We start from the raw sequence: 14,793 nt of genomic DNA on the forward strand, positions 1-14,793 counted from the left end.
CTTATCCCTGCGGCTGATTGCTGATCAGCCGCGACATCGTCTCCAGCGAATCCGTTCTTAAGATATAGAGTCGTTTCAGTAAGAACGGATTATCCCCCGGCTTCACCTTCCCCTTCACCGTGGTCACGGCCAGATGGAAACCGGCATCATTCGCCGCCTTGATCGCCTTATTGTCATAGCCGCCAAAGGGATAAGAAAGGTAGAGCACACGCGGGTTGAACTGTGACAGCGCGCGACGAGAACGCTCAAAATCAAACAGGATCACGTGATAGCTGCGGCTCAGTAAGATCGGGTGTTTATACCCGTCCACGCGGTGCAGGAAGTGAGTGTGCGACTGAATGTCGAACACATCCTGAATGCCCTTAATTTCCTGAACACTCATAAACTGCAGCGATTTCGGATCCCACTTCTGCGGATGGCCTTTAATACGTGACGAAATGATAAACGCCGTCGCGTTGAAGCCATACTCTTTCAGCACAGGATACGCGTAACGGCTCACCGACTTCAGGCCGTCGTCAAAGGTAATCACCACCGCCTTCGCGGGCAGGTTCATCTTGTTGCGCACGTAGCCTTCCAGCTGATACATCGTCAGCGTGGTGTACCCCTGGTCGCGAAGCCAGGTCATCTGGTTGCTGAACGCGCGCACGCTGGTGGTGGTGGAGGTATGACGAAAACGGGTGTTCTCCTCATCGCGCAGGATATGGTGATAGGTCAGAACCGGAATGCCGTTATCTTCCTGCGCGTCCAGGCTGCTTATCCACGCCAGGCGGTTGCCGATGCGGATCTGATACCAGGTCTGATTCAGACGGTCTTTAAGTTTGTTCAGAATGGGATAACGCAGGTTGGCGCTCAGAGTACCAAAGGGCGCGCTTCCGTTGCTGGGCGCGTTATAGACGGGCGTATCTTTCCAGGTGATGAGGTTCTGGTTACTGAGCGGCTTGTTCAGGTCGCCCAGGCTGTCCTCAACGCGTTGCTTACCCTGCACTTTCTCAAGGTGGTCTTTATCAATAAAGCCGGTACCGAACCCGAAGCGAAATTCGTAATAATCCGCCGCCGCGGGAAAGACCGCGATGATCTGCCCTGCGCGAATATTGCCCACATTAACCACAGAGTTACCTACCTGAGCCCAGATGGCAGCATCCTCAGTGGTTTGCATATATTGAGCAGGAAGCCCTTGCTGACTTATCAGGCTGGCAGACGCCCCGCCGGAAACCAGCAGCAAAAGGAGAAAGAACACGCGCATGAACATAGGATATAAATCGACACGGGAAATCAGTCGCCATTGTAGCAAAAGCGACATCAATACCAATGTTTAATGCTTATACAGATCGTGAAGCAGAACGAAAGGCGGGTTTTTCTGCTGCTGGTGCCACAGGCTGCTCACCTCCGGCTGGCCCTCCGCCACGATAGCGTGCCGAAACTCTGCGCTGCTCAATGAGGCGCGAAGCGGATAGAGGGCTTCGAGTAAAGGCAGGCTGATACCGGAGATCACTTCACAATTATCATGCTTGTGGCTCAGCAAAGCGGCCGCGCGGTAAGGCGCCGCGCCGGATTTATCGGTAAGAAAAATCACCCCATCACCGGTATCCGTTTCATGCAGGGCATCGCACATCATCCGGCTGAGCATGTTGGTGCTCAACCCGCGCCAGTAGTTAACCACCCGGCATTGCGCCAGCGGGCCAAATTTGGCCTCAAGCGTATCCAGCATGTCCTGCGCTCGTTCATCGTGGCAGGTGATCACCCATCCCAGCATAACTCTCTCCTTAGCAGGCAAGTAGTTTAGCGGAGTGAAGGTTTGCTTACGGTGATAACCGTCAAAGAAAGTGCCCGGCAACCAGAGCGTCGCCGGGCAGAGGGTTAACTACGCAGACCGCGCCCGCGCTGGATCAGATACCAGCACAGCAGGTAGAAGGCGATGATGAATACCACCAGCACCGCCACCGTGGTAAACAGCGGAACATCGGTAATGCCGAGGAAGCCAAAGCGGAAGCCGCTGATCATGTAGACGATCGGGTTCAGATGCGACAGTGCCTGCCAGAACGGCGGCAGCAGCGTCAGGGAGTAGAACACCCCGCCGAGATAGGTCAGCGGCGTCAGCACAAAGGTCGGGATCAGGCTGATGTCGTCAAACGTTTTAGCGAACACCGCGTTCAGCAGACCGGCCAGCGAGAACAGAATTGCCGTCAGCAGCAGAGTCAGCGCCACGAACAGCCACGAGTGCACCTGGAACGGCACGAAGAACAGCGAAATCGCCGTCACCAGGATGCCCACGCACAGCCCGCGCGCCACGCCGCCGCCCACGTAACCGGCTATGATGACGTGCGTTGGCACCGGCGCCACCAGCAACTCTTCAATATTGCGTTGGAACTTAGCGCTGAAGAACGACGAGGCCACGTTTGCGTAGGCGTTGGTGATCACCGCCATCATAATCAGGCCCGGCACGATAAACTGCATATAGGTAAAACCGTGCATCTCACCAATGCGGGAACCAATCAGGTTGCCGAAGATGATGAAATAGAGCGTCATGGTGATGACCGGCGGTACCAGGGTTTGCACCCAGATACGCATAAAGCGGTTAATCTCTTTCGCCCAGATACTTTTCAGCGCGACCCAATAAAGATGCGTCATGCCTTGTCTCCTTGTTTATCCTGCACCAGAGAGACAAACAGCTCTTCCAGTCGGTTCGCTTTGTTACGCATGCTTAAAACCTGAATCCCCTGCGCGCTCAGCTGGGAGAACACGCTGTTGATCCCCTGCTCGCGCAGCACTTCCACTTCCAGCGTTGAGGTATCAACCAGGCGATACTGGTATCCTTCAAGCTTCGGTAGCGGGCTTTTTGCCGCCAGATCGAGAATAAACGTTTCGGATTTCAGCTTGGAGAGCAGATCCTTCATCGAGGTGTTCTCCACCAGCTCGCCGTGCTGAATGATGCCGATGTTGCGGCACAGCATCTCTGCTTCTTCAAGGTAGTGGGTGGTCAAAATGATGGTGGTGCCTTTGTCGTTAAGATCCTTTAGGAAACCCCACATAGAACGACGCAGTTCGATATCCACGCCTGCGGTGGGTTCATCAAGGATCAGCAGCTTCGGCTCGTGCATCAGCGCGCGGGCAATCATCAGGCGGCGCTTCATCCCCCCGGACAACATCCGCGCACGTTCATTACGCTTTTCCCACAGATCGAGCTGTTTCAGGTACTTTTCGCTACGCTCAAGCGCCTCTTTACGCTCAACGCCGTAATAACCCGCCTGGTTAACGACAATCTGCTGCACCGTCTCAAACGGGTTGAAGTTGAACTCCTGCGGTACCAGCCCCAGCTGGCGCTTGGCGTTTACCACATCTTTTTGCAGGTCGTAACCAAAGACGCTCACCCGTCCGGACGTTTTATTCACCAGCGAGCTGATGATCCCGATGGTGGTGGATTTCCCCGCCCCGTTCGGCCCCAGAAGCGCGTAAAAATCCCCGGCCTCTACTTTTAGGTCTATCCCGCGTAGCGCCTGAACGCCACCCGGATAGGTTTTTTTAAGCTGCTCAAGCTCCAGTGCAATTGCCATGAATTTAACTTACCTTCAGTTCTTACACACGTTGTGTGGTTTCATTAAAAGTCGGGTTACCCTATAGTAGCGCAACGCAATTACTTGGTTACAGGTCGCTAACCTCCATGAACGACATAGATACACTCATTAGCAACAATGCACTATGGTCAAAAATGCTGGTGGAGGAAGACCCCGGATTTTTTGGAAAACTCGCACAAGCCCAGAACCCGCGCTTTCTCTGGATTGGCTGTTCAGACAGCCGCGTACCTGCCGAGCGCCTGACCGGCCTTGAGCCCGGCGAACTGTTTGTTCACCGCAACGTCGCCAACCTGGTGATTCATACCGATCTCAACTGCCTTTCCGTGGTTCAATATGCCGTTGACGTCCTGGAAGTCGAGCACATCATTATTTGCGGCCACTACGGCTGCGGCGGCGTGCAGGCGGCGGTTGAAAACCCGGAACTGGGTTTAATTGATAACTGGCTGCTGCACATCCGCGATATCTGGTTCAAACATAGTTCACTGCTCGGCGAAATGCCGCAGGAGCGACGCATGGACACGCTGTGCGAGCTGAACGTGATGGAGCAGGTATATAACCTTGGGCATTCGACCATCATGCAGTCGGCGTGGAAACGCGGGCAGAAGGTATCAATCCACGGCTGGGCGTACGGTATTCACGATGGCCTGCTGCGCAATCTGGAAGTCACCGCCACCAACCGCGAAACGCTGGAGCAGCGTTACCGTTCGGGGATTGCCAACCTCAAGCTTAAGCATGTGAACCATAAATAAAGCCGGGGGTTTTCGCCCTCTCCCCGTGGGAGAGGGTCGGAGTGAGGGCATCAGCCCGCAATTACTCGTCCAGCAATACCACTTTCCCAACATACGGCAGATGACGATAACGCTGCGCGTAATCAATGCCGTAACCCACCACGAACTCGTCCGGGATGGAGAAACCGACAAACTCTACCGGCACCTGCACTTCACGACGCTCCGGTTTATCCAGCAGCGTACAAATCGCCAGCGATTTCGGCTCGCGCAGGCTCAGGATCTCGCGCACCTTTGAAAGGGTGTTGCCGGAGTCGATAATGTCCTCAACGATCAACACATCTTTGCCACGAATATCTTCATCCAGATCTTTCAGGATTTTCACATCACGGGTTGTGGACATGCCGCTGCCGTAGCTGGAAGCGGTCATAAAATCGACCTCGTGCGGTACCTGCACTTCACGGCACAGGTCTGCCATGAACATGAAAGAACCGCGCAGCAGACCAACCAGCACCATTTCGCTGCCGCTGTCCTTGTAATGCTCGGTGATTTGACGACCCAGTTCGGCGATACGCGCTTTGATCTCGGCTTCCGGGATCATCACTTCAACAGTATGTTTCATATTACTAACCAAATGATTTTGATGAAAATCTTTCAATGCGGATGAATCTTGCTCCGGCATCGATACGCAAGCCAGCCATTATATCAGTAAATGGATAAGCCTGGCGTATGAGTTATAAAAAGCAAATATTGTGATTCCGATCACACTTGTTAACACCTATAATTAGTTGCTAGCAAATTATTAACAAAAACTGACGAGTACACTTTCTATGGCTGAAACAAACACTAAACAGCCGCGTCTACTGGTGACACTAACAGCGCTATTCGCCGCCTTCTGCGGCCTGTACCTGTTAATCGGTGGCGTCTGGCTGGTCGCGATCGGCGGCTCCTGGTACTACCCGATTGCGGGCCTGGTTATGCTTGGCGTAACCGTCCTGCTCTGGCGTAGAAAACAATCCGCACTGTGGCTGTATGCCGCCCTCCTTCTTGCCACCATGATCTGGGGCGTCTGGGAAGTCGGTTTCGATTTCTGGGCCCTGACGCCGCGCAGCGACATCCTGGTCTTCTTCGGTATCTGGCTGATCCTGCCGTTTGTCTGGCGCCGCCTGATTGTCCCTTCCAGCGGTGCCGTTGCAGCCCTGCTGGTGGCTCTGTTAATCAGCGGCGGCATTCTCACCTGGGCTGGCTTTAACGACCCGCAGGAGATCAACGGTACGCTGAACGCGGAGTCCACGCCTGCGGCAGCTATCTCGCAGGTCGCTGACGGTGACTGGCCTGCTTATGGCCGTAACCAGGAAGGTCAACGTTACTCCCCGCTGAAGCAGATCAACGCGGACAACGTTAAGAACCTGAAGGAAGCCTGGGTATTCCGTACCGGCGACCTGAAAATGCCGAACGATCCGGGCGAGCTGACCAACGAAGTGACCCCGATTAAAGTGGGCAACATGCTCTACCTGTGTACGGCGCACCAGCGTCTGTTCGCGCTTGACGCGGCCACCGGTAAAGAGAAATGGCACTTTGATCCACAGCTGAACTCCAATCCGTCGTTCCAGCACGTGACCTGTCGCGGCGTCTCTTACCACGAAGCGCGCGCCGATAATGCCAGCCCGGAAGTCATTGCCGACTGTCCTCGCCGCATTATGCTGCCGGTGAACGATGGCCGTCTGTTTGCCATCAACGCTGAGACCGGCAAGCTGTGCGAAACCTTCGCCAACAAAGGCATTCTGAACCTGCAGACCAACATGCCGGACACCACGCCGGGTCTGTATGAGCCAACCTCCCCGCCAATCATCACCGATAAAACCATCGTGATTGCCGGTTCGGTAACGGATAACTTCTCTACGCGTGAAACCTCCGGCGTTATCCGTGGTTTCGACGTGAACACCGGTAAACTGCTGTGGGCTTTCGACCCGGGCGCGAAAGATCCAAACGCGATCCCGTCTGACGAGCACACCTTTACCTTCAACTCGCCGAACTCCTGGGCACCAGCCGCGTATGACGCGAAGCTGGACCTGGTCTACCTGCCGATGGGCGTATCCACGCCGGATATCTGGGGCGGTAACCGCACGCCGGAGCAGGAACGTTATGCGAGCGCTATCCTGGCGCTGAACGCAACCACCGGTAAGCTGGCGTGGAGCTACCAGACCGTTCACCACGATCTGTGGGATATGGATATGCCGTCCCAGCCGACGCTGGCGGACATTACCGTTAACGGTAAAACCGTACCGGTCATTTACGCTCCGGCTAAAACCGGCAACATCTTCGTGCTGGATCGCAGCAACGGTAAGCTGGTTGTGCCTGCCCCGGAAAAACCGGTTCCGCAGGGTGCGGCCAAAGGCGACTACGTCAGCAAAACCCAGCCGTTCTCTGACCTGAGCTTCCGTCCGAAGAAAGACCTCAGCGGTGCAGACATGTGGGGTGCCACCATGTTTGACCAGCTGGTGTGCCGCGTGATGTTCCATCAGCTGCGCTATGAAGGCATCTTCACGCCGCCGTCTGAGCAAGGTACGCTGGTCTTCCCGGGCAACCTGGGAATGTTTGAGTGGGGCGGTATTTCCGTCGACCCTAACCGTCAGGTGGCGATTGCCAACCCAATGGCGCTGCCGTTCGTTTCCCGTCTGATCCCACGCGGTCCGGGTAACCCGATGGAGCAGCCGAAAGACGCGAAAGGCAGCGGGACCGAAGCCGGTATCCAGCCGCAGTATGGCGTACCGTTTGGCGTTACCCTGAACCCGTTCCTGTCTCCGTTTGGTCTGCCGTGTAAACAGCCTGCCTGGGGTTACATCTCCGGTCTGGATCTGAAAACCAACCAGATCGTCTGGAAAAAACGTATTGGTACCCCACAGGACAGCATGCCGTTCCCGATGCCGGTTCCGGTGCCGTTCAATATGGGTATGCCAATGCTGGGTGGTCCAATCTCCACCGCTGGTAACGTGCTGTTCATCGCGGCAACCGCAGATAACTACCTGCGCGCGTATAACATGACCAACGGTGAAAAACTGTGGCAAGGCCGTCTGCCGGCCGGTGGACAGGCAACGCCGATGACCTATGAAGTGAATGGCAAGCAGTACGTTGTCATTTCTGCGGGTGGTCACGGTTCGTTTGGTACGAAGATGGGCGACTATATTGTCGCGTATGCATTGCCGGACGAAGGCAAATAAAAGCAAAACGGCAACGAAAGTTGCCGTTTTTAGCAATGCAGGCCGGGTAAGGCGAAGCCGCCACCCGGCTTTTTTTTATACGGTAAAACCGAGCATCATCCCCGTATCTTCATGCTCCAGCAGATGACAGTGCGCCATATAGGCAAACTCTTCAGGCGCTTCGTGGTCGAACTTCACCAGCACCTCGCTGACGCCGCCTTCCACTCTCACCGTATCTTTCCAGCCTGCTCGATGCGCTTCCGGCGCTTTGCCGTTCTCAGACAGAATGCGGAACTGCGTGCCGTGGATATGGAACGGGTGCAGCATCATGTCCCCTTCCCCTGAAACCACCCAGCGCTCAAACTGCCCCTTCGTGGCGGCAAACATCGGTGTGTTCATATCGAACGCTTTGCCGTTGATCTTGTTGGCGTTGTGGAAATCGAACCCGTGACCGCCGTGATCCATACCGCCCATTTTGCCGTGGTCCATATTCATGTGGCCCATCATCTGGCCGTGGTGCATTCCCGCCATGGCCTGATTGCCATACTTTTTCATCAGCGCCTGCATGCCCATCATGTCAAGCATCGGGTCCATGGAGAGCTGAAGCTTACGCTGCGTGAGCCCATCCAGCGACGGGAGAGCTGGCAGCGTGGCTAAGGTGTCCGGCAGCATACCGGAGGCCGTGACCTGTAGCGGCTGAATGCGCAGCACCGGATGCGGTTTATCAAACGGCGCCACTGCCATCCCCATCTGGCTGACAGGCAGCGTTACCAGGTCAAACGGCTTGCCGTCGCTGATGTCCACCAGCACTTCGAAGCGTTCGCCCATCAGCATCGGCAGCTCGCTCACTTTTACCGGTTCCGGCAGCAGGCCGCCATCGCTTGCCACCACGTAAAGCGGGCGCTTATCGCTGGTGGCGAAGTTCAACGAGCGGGCGTTACAGCCGTTAAGCAAGCGCAGGCGCAGCCAGCCTTTCGGGGCGGCGTGCTGCGGATAGATCGCACCGTTGGCCAGCAGCGTATCGCCAAACCAGCCGACCGCCGCGCTCATCACGTCCAGCTGGTAGTCAATCTGCCCGTCAGCGCTGAATTTTTTGTCCTGCACAATCACCGGCACATCGTCGATACCCCACTGTTTCGGCAGGCGCAGGAGACGGCTTTCGTCATCCTCAATCAACACCAGTCCGGCCAGCCCCATTGCCACCTGATGGCCCGTTTTGCCGTGCTGATGCGGGTGGAACCAGCAGGTTGCCGCCCGCTGGTCAGGGGTAAAGGTTACGCTGCGTTTCCCCCCAGGCTTGATAACACCCTGGGGACCACCATCCACTTCGCCCGGGACTTCCAGCCCGTGCCAGTGCAGCGTGGTCTCCTCGGCAAGCGTATTGTGGATATCCACCGTCACCGCTTTCCCTTTGCGTAACTGAAGTGCCGGGCCGAGCAGATTGCCGTTGTAGCCCCAGGTTGTGGCGCTGTGCCCACCGAAGGAGGTTTTACCGGCCTGAACAACGAGCTGAATACGGCTACGGGCGTCTGCGGTCAGTAAGTCAGGAATGGGTAAGGCAGGCCTTTCAGTCGCAAAAACCGCGCGGCTCCAGAGTGGTAATGCGCTGGCAACCCCCAGCACAGCGGAATATTTTAAAAAATCACGACGTTGCATGTTCATTTCCTTATTTCCAGCAGGCGATCTTTTGAGCATAAACCCTCCCCTTACCGGAAGGTCAAGTAAAGCGGCAATAATAAAGATCGTCGCACTGGCATCAAGTGTGCTAACGTTAATTTTCCGTGAAGAAGTGGTAGAAGCAATGAAGACGTTTTTCAGGACAATTTTGTTCGGAAGCCTGATGGCAATGTGTGCGAACAGCTATGCGCTCAGTGAAAATGAAGCGGAAGATATGGCCGATTTAACGGCGGTTTTTGTATTCCTGAAAAATGATTGTGGCTACCAGAATTTACCCAACGGGCAAATTCGCCGCGCGCTGGTCTTTTTCGCCCAGCAGAACCAGTGGGATCTCAGCAATTACGACAGCTTTGACATGAAGGCGCTCGGTGAAGACAGCTACCGTGACTTGAGCGGTATTGGCATTCCCACGGCTAAAAAATGCAAAGCGCTGGCCCGCGATTCGCTCAGCCTGCTCGCCTACGTGAAATAACCTTCCCGACGCCCCCTGTTCAACCTATACCCGTGCAACCACGGTTATAGTTAGCTATCATGTTTCGCTCATTTTTTGTGAGCGTTACGGATGTTAACAAAGGAGGAGTCCGCGTATGGCCGACCACACGTTGTGGCATGAAACACTGCATGACCAGTTTGGTCAGTACTTTGCCGTTGATAACGTGCTCTATCATGAGAAAACGGATCACCAGGATCTGATCATCTTCGAAAACGCCGCCTTTGGCCGCGTGATGGCCCTGGATGGCGTAGTGCAAACGACCGAGCGCGACGAGTTTATCTATCATGAGATGATGACCCACGTTCCGCTGCTGGCCCACGGACACGCGAAGCATGTTCTGATTATCGGCGGCGGCGACGGCGCAATGCTGCGCGAGGTTTCACGTCATCGTTCCATTGAAACCATCACCATGGTTGAGATCGATGCGGGCGTGGTCTCTTTCTGCCGCCAGTACCTGCCCAACCATAATGCCGGCAGCTATGACGATCCGCGCTTTAATCTGGTTATCGACGACGGCGTTAACTTTGTTAACCAGACCACGCAGACCTTCGACGTGATTATCTCTGACTGCACCGACCCCATCGGCCCCGGCGCGTCGCTGTTTACCTCCTCGTTCTACGAAGGCTGCAAGCGCTGCCTGAACCCGGGCGGGATCTTCGTCGCACAAAACGGTGTCTGCTTCCTGCAGCAGGACGAAGCCCTCGACAGCCATCGCAAGCTCAGCACCTATTTCGGTGACGTCAGCTTCTATCAGGCGGCAATTCCGACGTACTACGGCGGGATCATGACCTTTGCATGGGCAACGGATAACGACGTGCTGCGTCATCTCTCTACCGAAATTATCCAGGCCCGCTTCCATCAGGCCGGGCTCACGTGCCGCTACTACAATCCGGCTATTCATACCGCAGCGTTTGCTCTGCCGCAGTACCTGCAAGACGCATTATCCACTAAGGGGGTGAGCTAATTGAAAAAGCTTAAACTACATGGCTTTAACAACCTGACTAAAAGCCTGAGTTTTTGTATTTACGATATCTGCTATGCCAAAACAGCGGAAGAACGCGATGGTTACATCGCCTATATCGATGAACTCTACAACGCCAACCGTCTGACCGAGATCCTGTCAGAAACCTGCTCGATCATCGGTGCCAATATTCTGAACATCGCCCGACAGGATTATGAGCCCCAGGGTGCCAGCGTCACCATTCTGGTCAGCGAAGAGCCGGTCGACCCGCAGCTTATCGACAAAACTGAACACCCGGGTCCGCTGCCGGAAGTGGTCGTCGCCCACCTCGACAAAAGCCATATCTGCGTTCACACCTACCCGGAAAGCCACCCGGAAGGCGGGCTGTGCACGTTCCGCGCCGATATTGAAGTGTCGACCTGCGGCGTGATTTCCCCGCTGAACGCGCTGAACTATTTAATCCACCAGCTGGAATCGGACATCGTCACGATTGATTATCGCGTGCGCGGTTTTACCCGTGATATCAACGGTATGAAGCACTTCATCGACCACGAGATCAACTCCATTCAGAACTTTATGTCCGAGGACATGAAATCGCTGTATGACATGATGGACGTGAACGTGTACCAGGAAAACATCTTCCATACCAAGATGATGCTTAAGGAGTTCGACCTTAAGCACTACATGTTCCACACGAAGCCGGAAGATTTAAGTGAAGAAGAGCGCAAGGTCATCACCGACCTGCTCTGGAAAGAGATGCGCGAAATCTACTACGGCCGCAATATTCCGGCCGTGTAAGTGTTGCCCGGAGCAAGGATGCTTCGGTGAGTTACTTCTGTTTCATAAACTCACGGTAGGCATTCACTACCTGCAGGAAGTCTTCCACGCCGCACAGCGACAGGCTCTCTTCGTCGTAGTAGCTCATCCCCTCTTCCATCTCATCCCCTGAAAACTCAAGCTGGTTGGCGCGCACCATCACCTCTTCGCCGTCCATCCACAGGGTGTACTCATGCCCGGCGCGTTGCCAGGAGCGCTCGCTGCCTTTCACCGTATTTGCCGCCTGTTCGACTTCATCAAGAAGGGCGAGATTTTCTTTCACCTCTTCGTTAAACCAGTGTCCAACGGCTTCGTGCCCCATCGACATGCGCACTTTCACCACGCCGGTGATGTCGCGCAAAAATTCGTAATCCATAGCGTTTTCCTCTGCAAAGCCATTAGGGTAATTATCGCAGCAGAGGGAAAGAAAAAAAGCGGGAGAGGTGGGAGGAATGAAAATAAAAAGGTGAGAGCAAGACCCTGCGGCCTGATGCCCTCACCCCGTCCCTCTCCCACGGGAGAGGGTGCAAACACTAAAAACCGTCTCGTAGAGACGGTTTTGCTGTTTATACCGCCGTCTGGAAGATAACCCCGTCAGCCTTCTCGGTGTACTGAGAAAGCTGGTCGAAGTTCAGATAGCGATAGGTATCCACCGCCGTCTTATCCACCTGCGCCACGAAGGTCTGGTACTCTTCCGGCGTTGGCAGTTTGCCAATCAGCGCCGCAACCGCCGCCAGCTCCGCAGAGGCCAGGTAGACGTTCGCACCAGTACCTAAACGGTTCGGGAAGTTACGGGTAGAGGTGGAAACCACCGTCGCACCGTCGGCCACGCGCGCCTGGTTACCCATACACAGGGAGCAGCCAGGGATTTCGATACGCGCCCCGCTCTTACCGAACACGCTGTAGTAACCCTCTTCGGTCAACTGAGCCGCGTCCATACGGGTTGGCGGAGCCACCCACAGGCGGGTCGGCAGCTGGCCTTTGTGGGTATCCAGCAGCTTACCGGCAGCACGGAAGTGGCCGATGTTGGTCATGCAGGAGCCGATAAACACTTCGTCGATCTTATCGCCCTGCACGTCAGAGAGCAGACGCGCATCGTCCGGATCGTTCGGTGCACAGAGGATTGGCTCTTTGATATCCGCCAGATCGATGTCGATCACCGCCGCGTACTCTGCGTCTGCGTCAGCTTCCAGCAGCTGCGGATCCGCCAGCCATTTCTCCATGCCCTGAATACGACGCTCCAGCGTACGACGATCGCCGTAGCCTTCTGCAATCATCCACTTCAGCAGCACGATGTTGGAAGTCAGATACTCAATGATCGGCTCTTTGTTCAGCTTGATGGTACAGCCAGCCGCAGAACGCTCGGCGGAGGCGTCGGTCAGCTCGAACGCCTGCTCCACTTTCAGATCCGGCAGACCTTCAATTTCCAGGATACGGCCAGAGAAGATGTTTTTCTTGCCTTTCTTCTCAACGGTCAGCAGGCCCTGTTTGATGGCATACAGCGGGATCGCGTGAACCAGGTCGCGCAGAGTGATGCCCGGCTGCATTTTGCCCTTGAAGCGCACCAGCACGGATTCAGGCATGTCCAGCGGCATTACGCCGGTCGCTGCAGCAAACGCCACCAGGCCGGAGCCCGCCGGGAAGGAGATACCGATTGGGAAACGGGTATGGGAGTCACCGCCGGTACCCACGGTATCCGGCAGCAGCATACGGTTCAGCCAGGAGTGGATGACGCCGTCACCCGGACGCAGAGAAACACCGCCGCGGTTCATGATGAAGTCTGGCAGCGTGTGGTGCGTGGTCACGTCAACCGGCTTCGGATAGGCCGCCGTGTGGCAGAAGGACTGCATCACCAGGTCAGAAGAGAAGCCCAGGCACGCCAGGTCTTTCAGTTCGTCACGGGTCATTGGGCCAGTGGTGTCCTGAGAGCCCACGGAGGTCATCTTCGGCTCGCAGTATGCGCCAGGGCGAATACCGGCGACGCCGCAGGCACGACCCACCATTTTCTGTGCCAGCGAGAAGCCGCGGTTGCTTTCTGCCACGTCTTTCGCGTGACGGAAAACGTCGGAGTGCGGCAGACCCAGCGCTTCACGCGCTTTGGTGGTCAGGCCACGCCCGATGATCAGCGGAATACGGCCACCGGCACGCACTTCGTCAATCAGCACGTCGGTTTTCAGTTCGAAGCTTGCCAGCAGCTCGTTGGTTTCATGGTTGCGCACTTCGCCTTTATACGGGTAGACGTCAATCACGTCGCCCATGTTCAGGTTAGAAACATCCACTTCAATTGGCAGCGCGCCCGCATCTTCCATGGTGTTGAAGAAGATTGGCGCAATTTTGCCGCCGAGGCACAGGCCGCCGCCGCACTTGTTAGGCACGTGCGGAATGTCGTCGCCCATGAACCACAGTACGGAGTTGGTGGCGGATTTACGGGAAGAACCGGTACCCACAACATCACCGACGTAGGCCAGCGGGAAACCTTTTTGTTGCAGCGCTTCGATCTGTTTGATCGGGCCCACCACGCCCGGCTGATCTGGCTCAATGCCTTCACGGGCGTTTTTCAGCATCGCCAGAGCGTGCAGCGGGATATCAGGACGAGACCACGCGTCCGGTGCCGGAGACAGGTCATCGGTGTTGGTTTCACCGGTCACCTTAAAGACGGTCACGGTAATTTTTTCCGCCAGCGCAGGGCGGTTCAGGAACCATTCGGCATCGGCCCAGGACTGCATCACCTGCTTCGCATAGACGTTGCCCGCTTTGGCTTTTTCTTCTACGTCGTAGAAGTTATCGAACATCAGCAGCGTGGAAGAGAGCGCTTTAGCGGCAATCGGTGCCAGCTTGTCGTTATCCAGCGCGTCAATCAGCGGATGAATGTTGTAACCACCCTGCATGGTGCCGAGCAGTTCAATGGCTTTTTCAGGAGTAACCAGTGGGGAGGTGGCTTCGCCTTTGGCGATAGCAGCAAGGAATCCGGCTTTTACGTAGGCAGCTTCATCTACGCCAGGCGGTACGCGGTTGATCAACAGATCTAACAGGAATTCTTCTTCGCCCTTAGGCGGGTTCTTCAGCAGCTCGACGAGCGCGGCCATTTGGGTTGCATCTAAAGGTTTGGGTACAATTCCCTCGGCGGCACGTTCTGCTACGTGCTTACGGTATTCTTCTAGCACGACGGTTCTCCTCGCTCTCATTGTCATATGCGGCGGGCGTTCTCTTCACGCTCCTGTGAGACAGCAGTTTGTAGGGTAAATGCCCGATACCGCGTCGGGCAGCATAGCAGGATTTCTGCACAGTGTTAATCCGTTTACAAAAAAGCAACATTAAAAAGTTTGCTGAATCGTTAAGCATGGTGTAG

The 14,793-nt window shown here is 55.6% G+C and carries 13 protein-coding genes; 5 read left to right on the forward strand and 8 right to left on the reverse strand.

Translation table 11 applies throughout. The features are described 5' to 3' along the window. Position 1: 1 nt before the first annotated feature. From A6013_RS18315 to A6013_RS18330, 4 genes are all read right to left on the reverse strand, one after another. On the reverse strand, positions 2 to 1,249 hold the full coding sequence (locus A6013_RS18315; protein ID WP_069733540.1) for a polysaccharide deacetylase family protein: 1,248 nt from the start codon (positions 1,247 to 1,249) through the stop codon (positions 2 to 4). Between the two features lie 63 nt (positions 1,250 to 1,312). Further along, a complete protein-coding gene (locus A6013_RS18320; RefSeq protein ID WP_028015541.1) occupies positions 1,313 to 1,753 on the reverse strand; it encodes a PTS sugar transporter subunit IIA in 441 nt (146 codons plus the stop codon). A gap of 104 nt (positions 1,754 to 1,857) precedes the next feature. Continuing rightward, complete coding sequence (locus A6013_RS18325) at positions 1,858 to 2,628, reverse strand: ABC transporter permease (RefSeq protein ID WP_023334536.1); 771 nt, start codon at positions 2,626 to 2,628, stop codon at positions 1,858 to 1,860. Continuing rightward, entirely contained in the window at positions 2,625 to 3,551 is a 927-nt protein-coding gene (locus A6013_RS18330; RefSeq protein WP_028015540.1) for an ABC transporter ATP-binding protein, read from the reverse strand. Before A6013_RS18330 ends, A6013_RS18325 begins: the two co-directional genes overlap by 4 nt. 107 nt (positions 3,552 to 3,658) lie before the next feature. Between A6013_RS18330 and can the strand changes: the two genes are divergently transcribed. Beyond that, positions 3,659 to 4,321 carry a carbonate dehydratase gene (can, locus tag A6013_RS18335; protein WP_014882586.1) on the forward strand — a complete coding sequence of 221 codons (663 nt, stop codon included), beginning with the start codon at positions 3,659 to 3,661 and terminating at the stop codon, positions 4,319 to 4,321. Between the two features lie 61 nt (positions 4,322 to 4,382). On the opposite strand, the gene hpt is transcribed toward can, so the two are convergent. Beyond that, the gene (hpt, locus tag A6013_RS18340; protein ID WP_032644976.1) at positions 4,383 to 4,919 is read right to left on the reverse strand and encodes a hypoxanthine phosphoribosyltransferase; all 537 of its coding nucleotides are present in this window, start codon (positions 4,917 to 4,919) and stop codon (positions 4,383 to 4,385) included. Between the two features lie 208 nt (positions 4,920 to 5,127). Here hpt and A6013_RS18345 point away from each other — a divergent pair, with 208 nt between their 5' ends. Next, positions 5,128 to 7,518, forward strand: coding sequence for a glucose/quinate/shikimate family membrane-bound PQQ-dependent dehydrogenase (locus tag A6013_RS18345; RefSeq protein WP_049000524.1), 2,391 nt, complete (start codon positions 5,128 to 5,130; stop codon positions 7,516 to 7,518). 75 nt (positions 7,519 to 7,593) lie between these two features. Here A6013_RS18345 and cueO read toward each other — a convergent pair whose 3' ends face one another. Next, positions 7,594 to 9,153, reverse strand: coding sequence for a multicopper oxidase CueO (gene cueO, locus A6013_RS18350; RefSeq protein WP_069733541.1), 1,560 nt, complete (start codon positions 9,151 to 9,153; stop codon positions 7,594 to 7,596). A 145-nt stretch (positions 9,154 to 9,298) separates the two neighbouring features. On the opposite strand from cueO, the gene A6013_RS18355 reads away from it, so the two are divergent. From A6013_RS18355 to speD, 3 genes are all read left to right on the forward strand, one after another. After that, positions 9,299 to 9,646 carry a YacC family pilotin-like protein gene (locus A6013_RS18355; protein ID WP_014882582.1) on the forward strand — a complete coding sequence of 116 codons (348 nt, stop codon included), beginning with the start codon at positions 9,299 to 9,301 and terminating at the stop codon, positions 9,644 to 9,646. A gap of 115 nt (positions 9,647 to 9,761) precedes the next feature. Further along, complete coding sequence (speE, locus tag A6013_RS18360; RefSeq protein WP_028015536.1) at positions 9,762 to 10,631, forward strand: polyamine aminopropyltransferase; 870 nt, start codon at positions 9,762 to 9,764, stop codon at positions 10,629 to 10,631. Beyond that, complete coding sequence (speD, locus tag A6013_RS18365) at positions 10,632 to 11,426, forward strand: adenosylmethionine decarboxylase (protein ID WP_028015535.1); 795 nt, start codon at positions 10,632 to 10,634, stop codon at positions 11,424 to 11,426. Positions 11,427 to 11,457: 31 nt separating this feature from the next. On the opposite strand, the gene yacL is transcribed toward speD, so the two are convergent. Both yacL and acnB read right to left on the reverse strand, forming a co-directional pair. Beyond that, positions 11,458 to 11,820: a protein YacL gene (gene yacL, locus A6013_RS18370; RefSeq protein WP_041911228.1), complete on the reverse strand. Its 363-nt coding sequence runs from the start codon at positions 11,818 to 11,820 to the stop codon at positions 11,458 to 11,460. 190 nt (positions 11,821 to 12,010) lie between these two features. Further along, positions 12,011 to 14,608 (reverse strand): bifunctional aconitate hydratase 2/2-methylisocitrate dehydratase, encoded by a 2,598-nt coding sequence (gene acnB / locus A6013_RS18375; RefSeq protein ID WP_069733542.1) that lies wholly within the window; start codon positions 14,606 to 14,608, stop codon positions 12,011 to 12,013. Positions 14,609 to 14,793 lie beyond the last annotated feature (185 nt).

Origin of the sequence: Enterobacter sp. IF2SW-B1, from assembly GCF_001743375.1 — a bacterium.
GTDB classification, from domain to species: domain Bacteria; phylum Pseudomonadota; class Gammaproteobacteria; order Enterobacterales; family Enterobacteriaceae; genus Enterobacter; species Enterobacter bugandensis.

Excerpts from the sequence above, each read along its gene's own strand:
- yacL (WP_041911228.1), bottom strand. The coding sequence starts at position 11,820 with ATGGATTACGAATTTTTGCGCGACATCACCGGCGTGGTGAAAGTGCGC.
- can (WP_014882586.1), top strand. The coding sequence starts at position 3,659 with ATGAACGACATAGATACACTCATTAGCAACAATGCACTATGGTCAAAA.
- hpt (WP_032644976.1), bottom strand. The coding sequence starts at position 4,919 with ATGAAACATACTGTTGAAGTGATGATCCCGGAAGCCGAGATCAAAGCG.
- speE (WP_028015536.1), top strand. The coding sequence starts at position 9,762 with ATGGCCGACCACACGTTGTGGCATGAAACACTGCATGACCAGTTTGGT.
- A6013_RS18315 (WP_069733540.1), bottom strand. The coding sequence starts at position 1,249 with ATGTTCATGCGCGTGTTCTTTCTCCTTTTGCTGCTGGTTTCCGGCGGG.
- A6013_RS18345 (WP_049000524.1), top strand. The coding sequence starts at position 5,128 with ATGGCTGAAACAAACACTAAACAGCCGCGTCTACTGGTGACACTAACA.
- A6013_RS18355 (WP_014882582.1), top strand. The coding sequence starts at position 9,299 with ATGAAGACGTTTTTCAGGACAATTTTGTTCGGAAGCCTGATGGCAATG.
- A6013_RS18325 (WP_023334536.1), bottom strand. The coding sequence starts at position 2,628 with ATGACGCATCTTTATTGGGTCGCGCTGAAAAGTATCTGGGCGAAAGAG.
- cueO (WP_069733541.1), bottom strand. The coding sequence starts at position 9,153 with ATGCAACGTCGTGATTTTTTAAAATATTCCGCTGTGCTGGGGGTTGCC.
- A6013_RS18330 (WP_028015540.1), bottom strand. The coding sequence starts at position 3,551 with ATGGCAATTGCACTGGAGCTTGAGCAGCTTAAAAAAACCTATCCGGGT.
- A6013_RS18320 (WP_028015541.1), bottom strand. The coding sequence starts at position 1,753 with ATGCTGGGATGGGTGATCACCTGCCACGATGAACGAGCGCAGGACATG.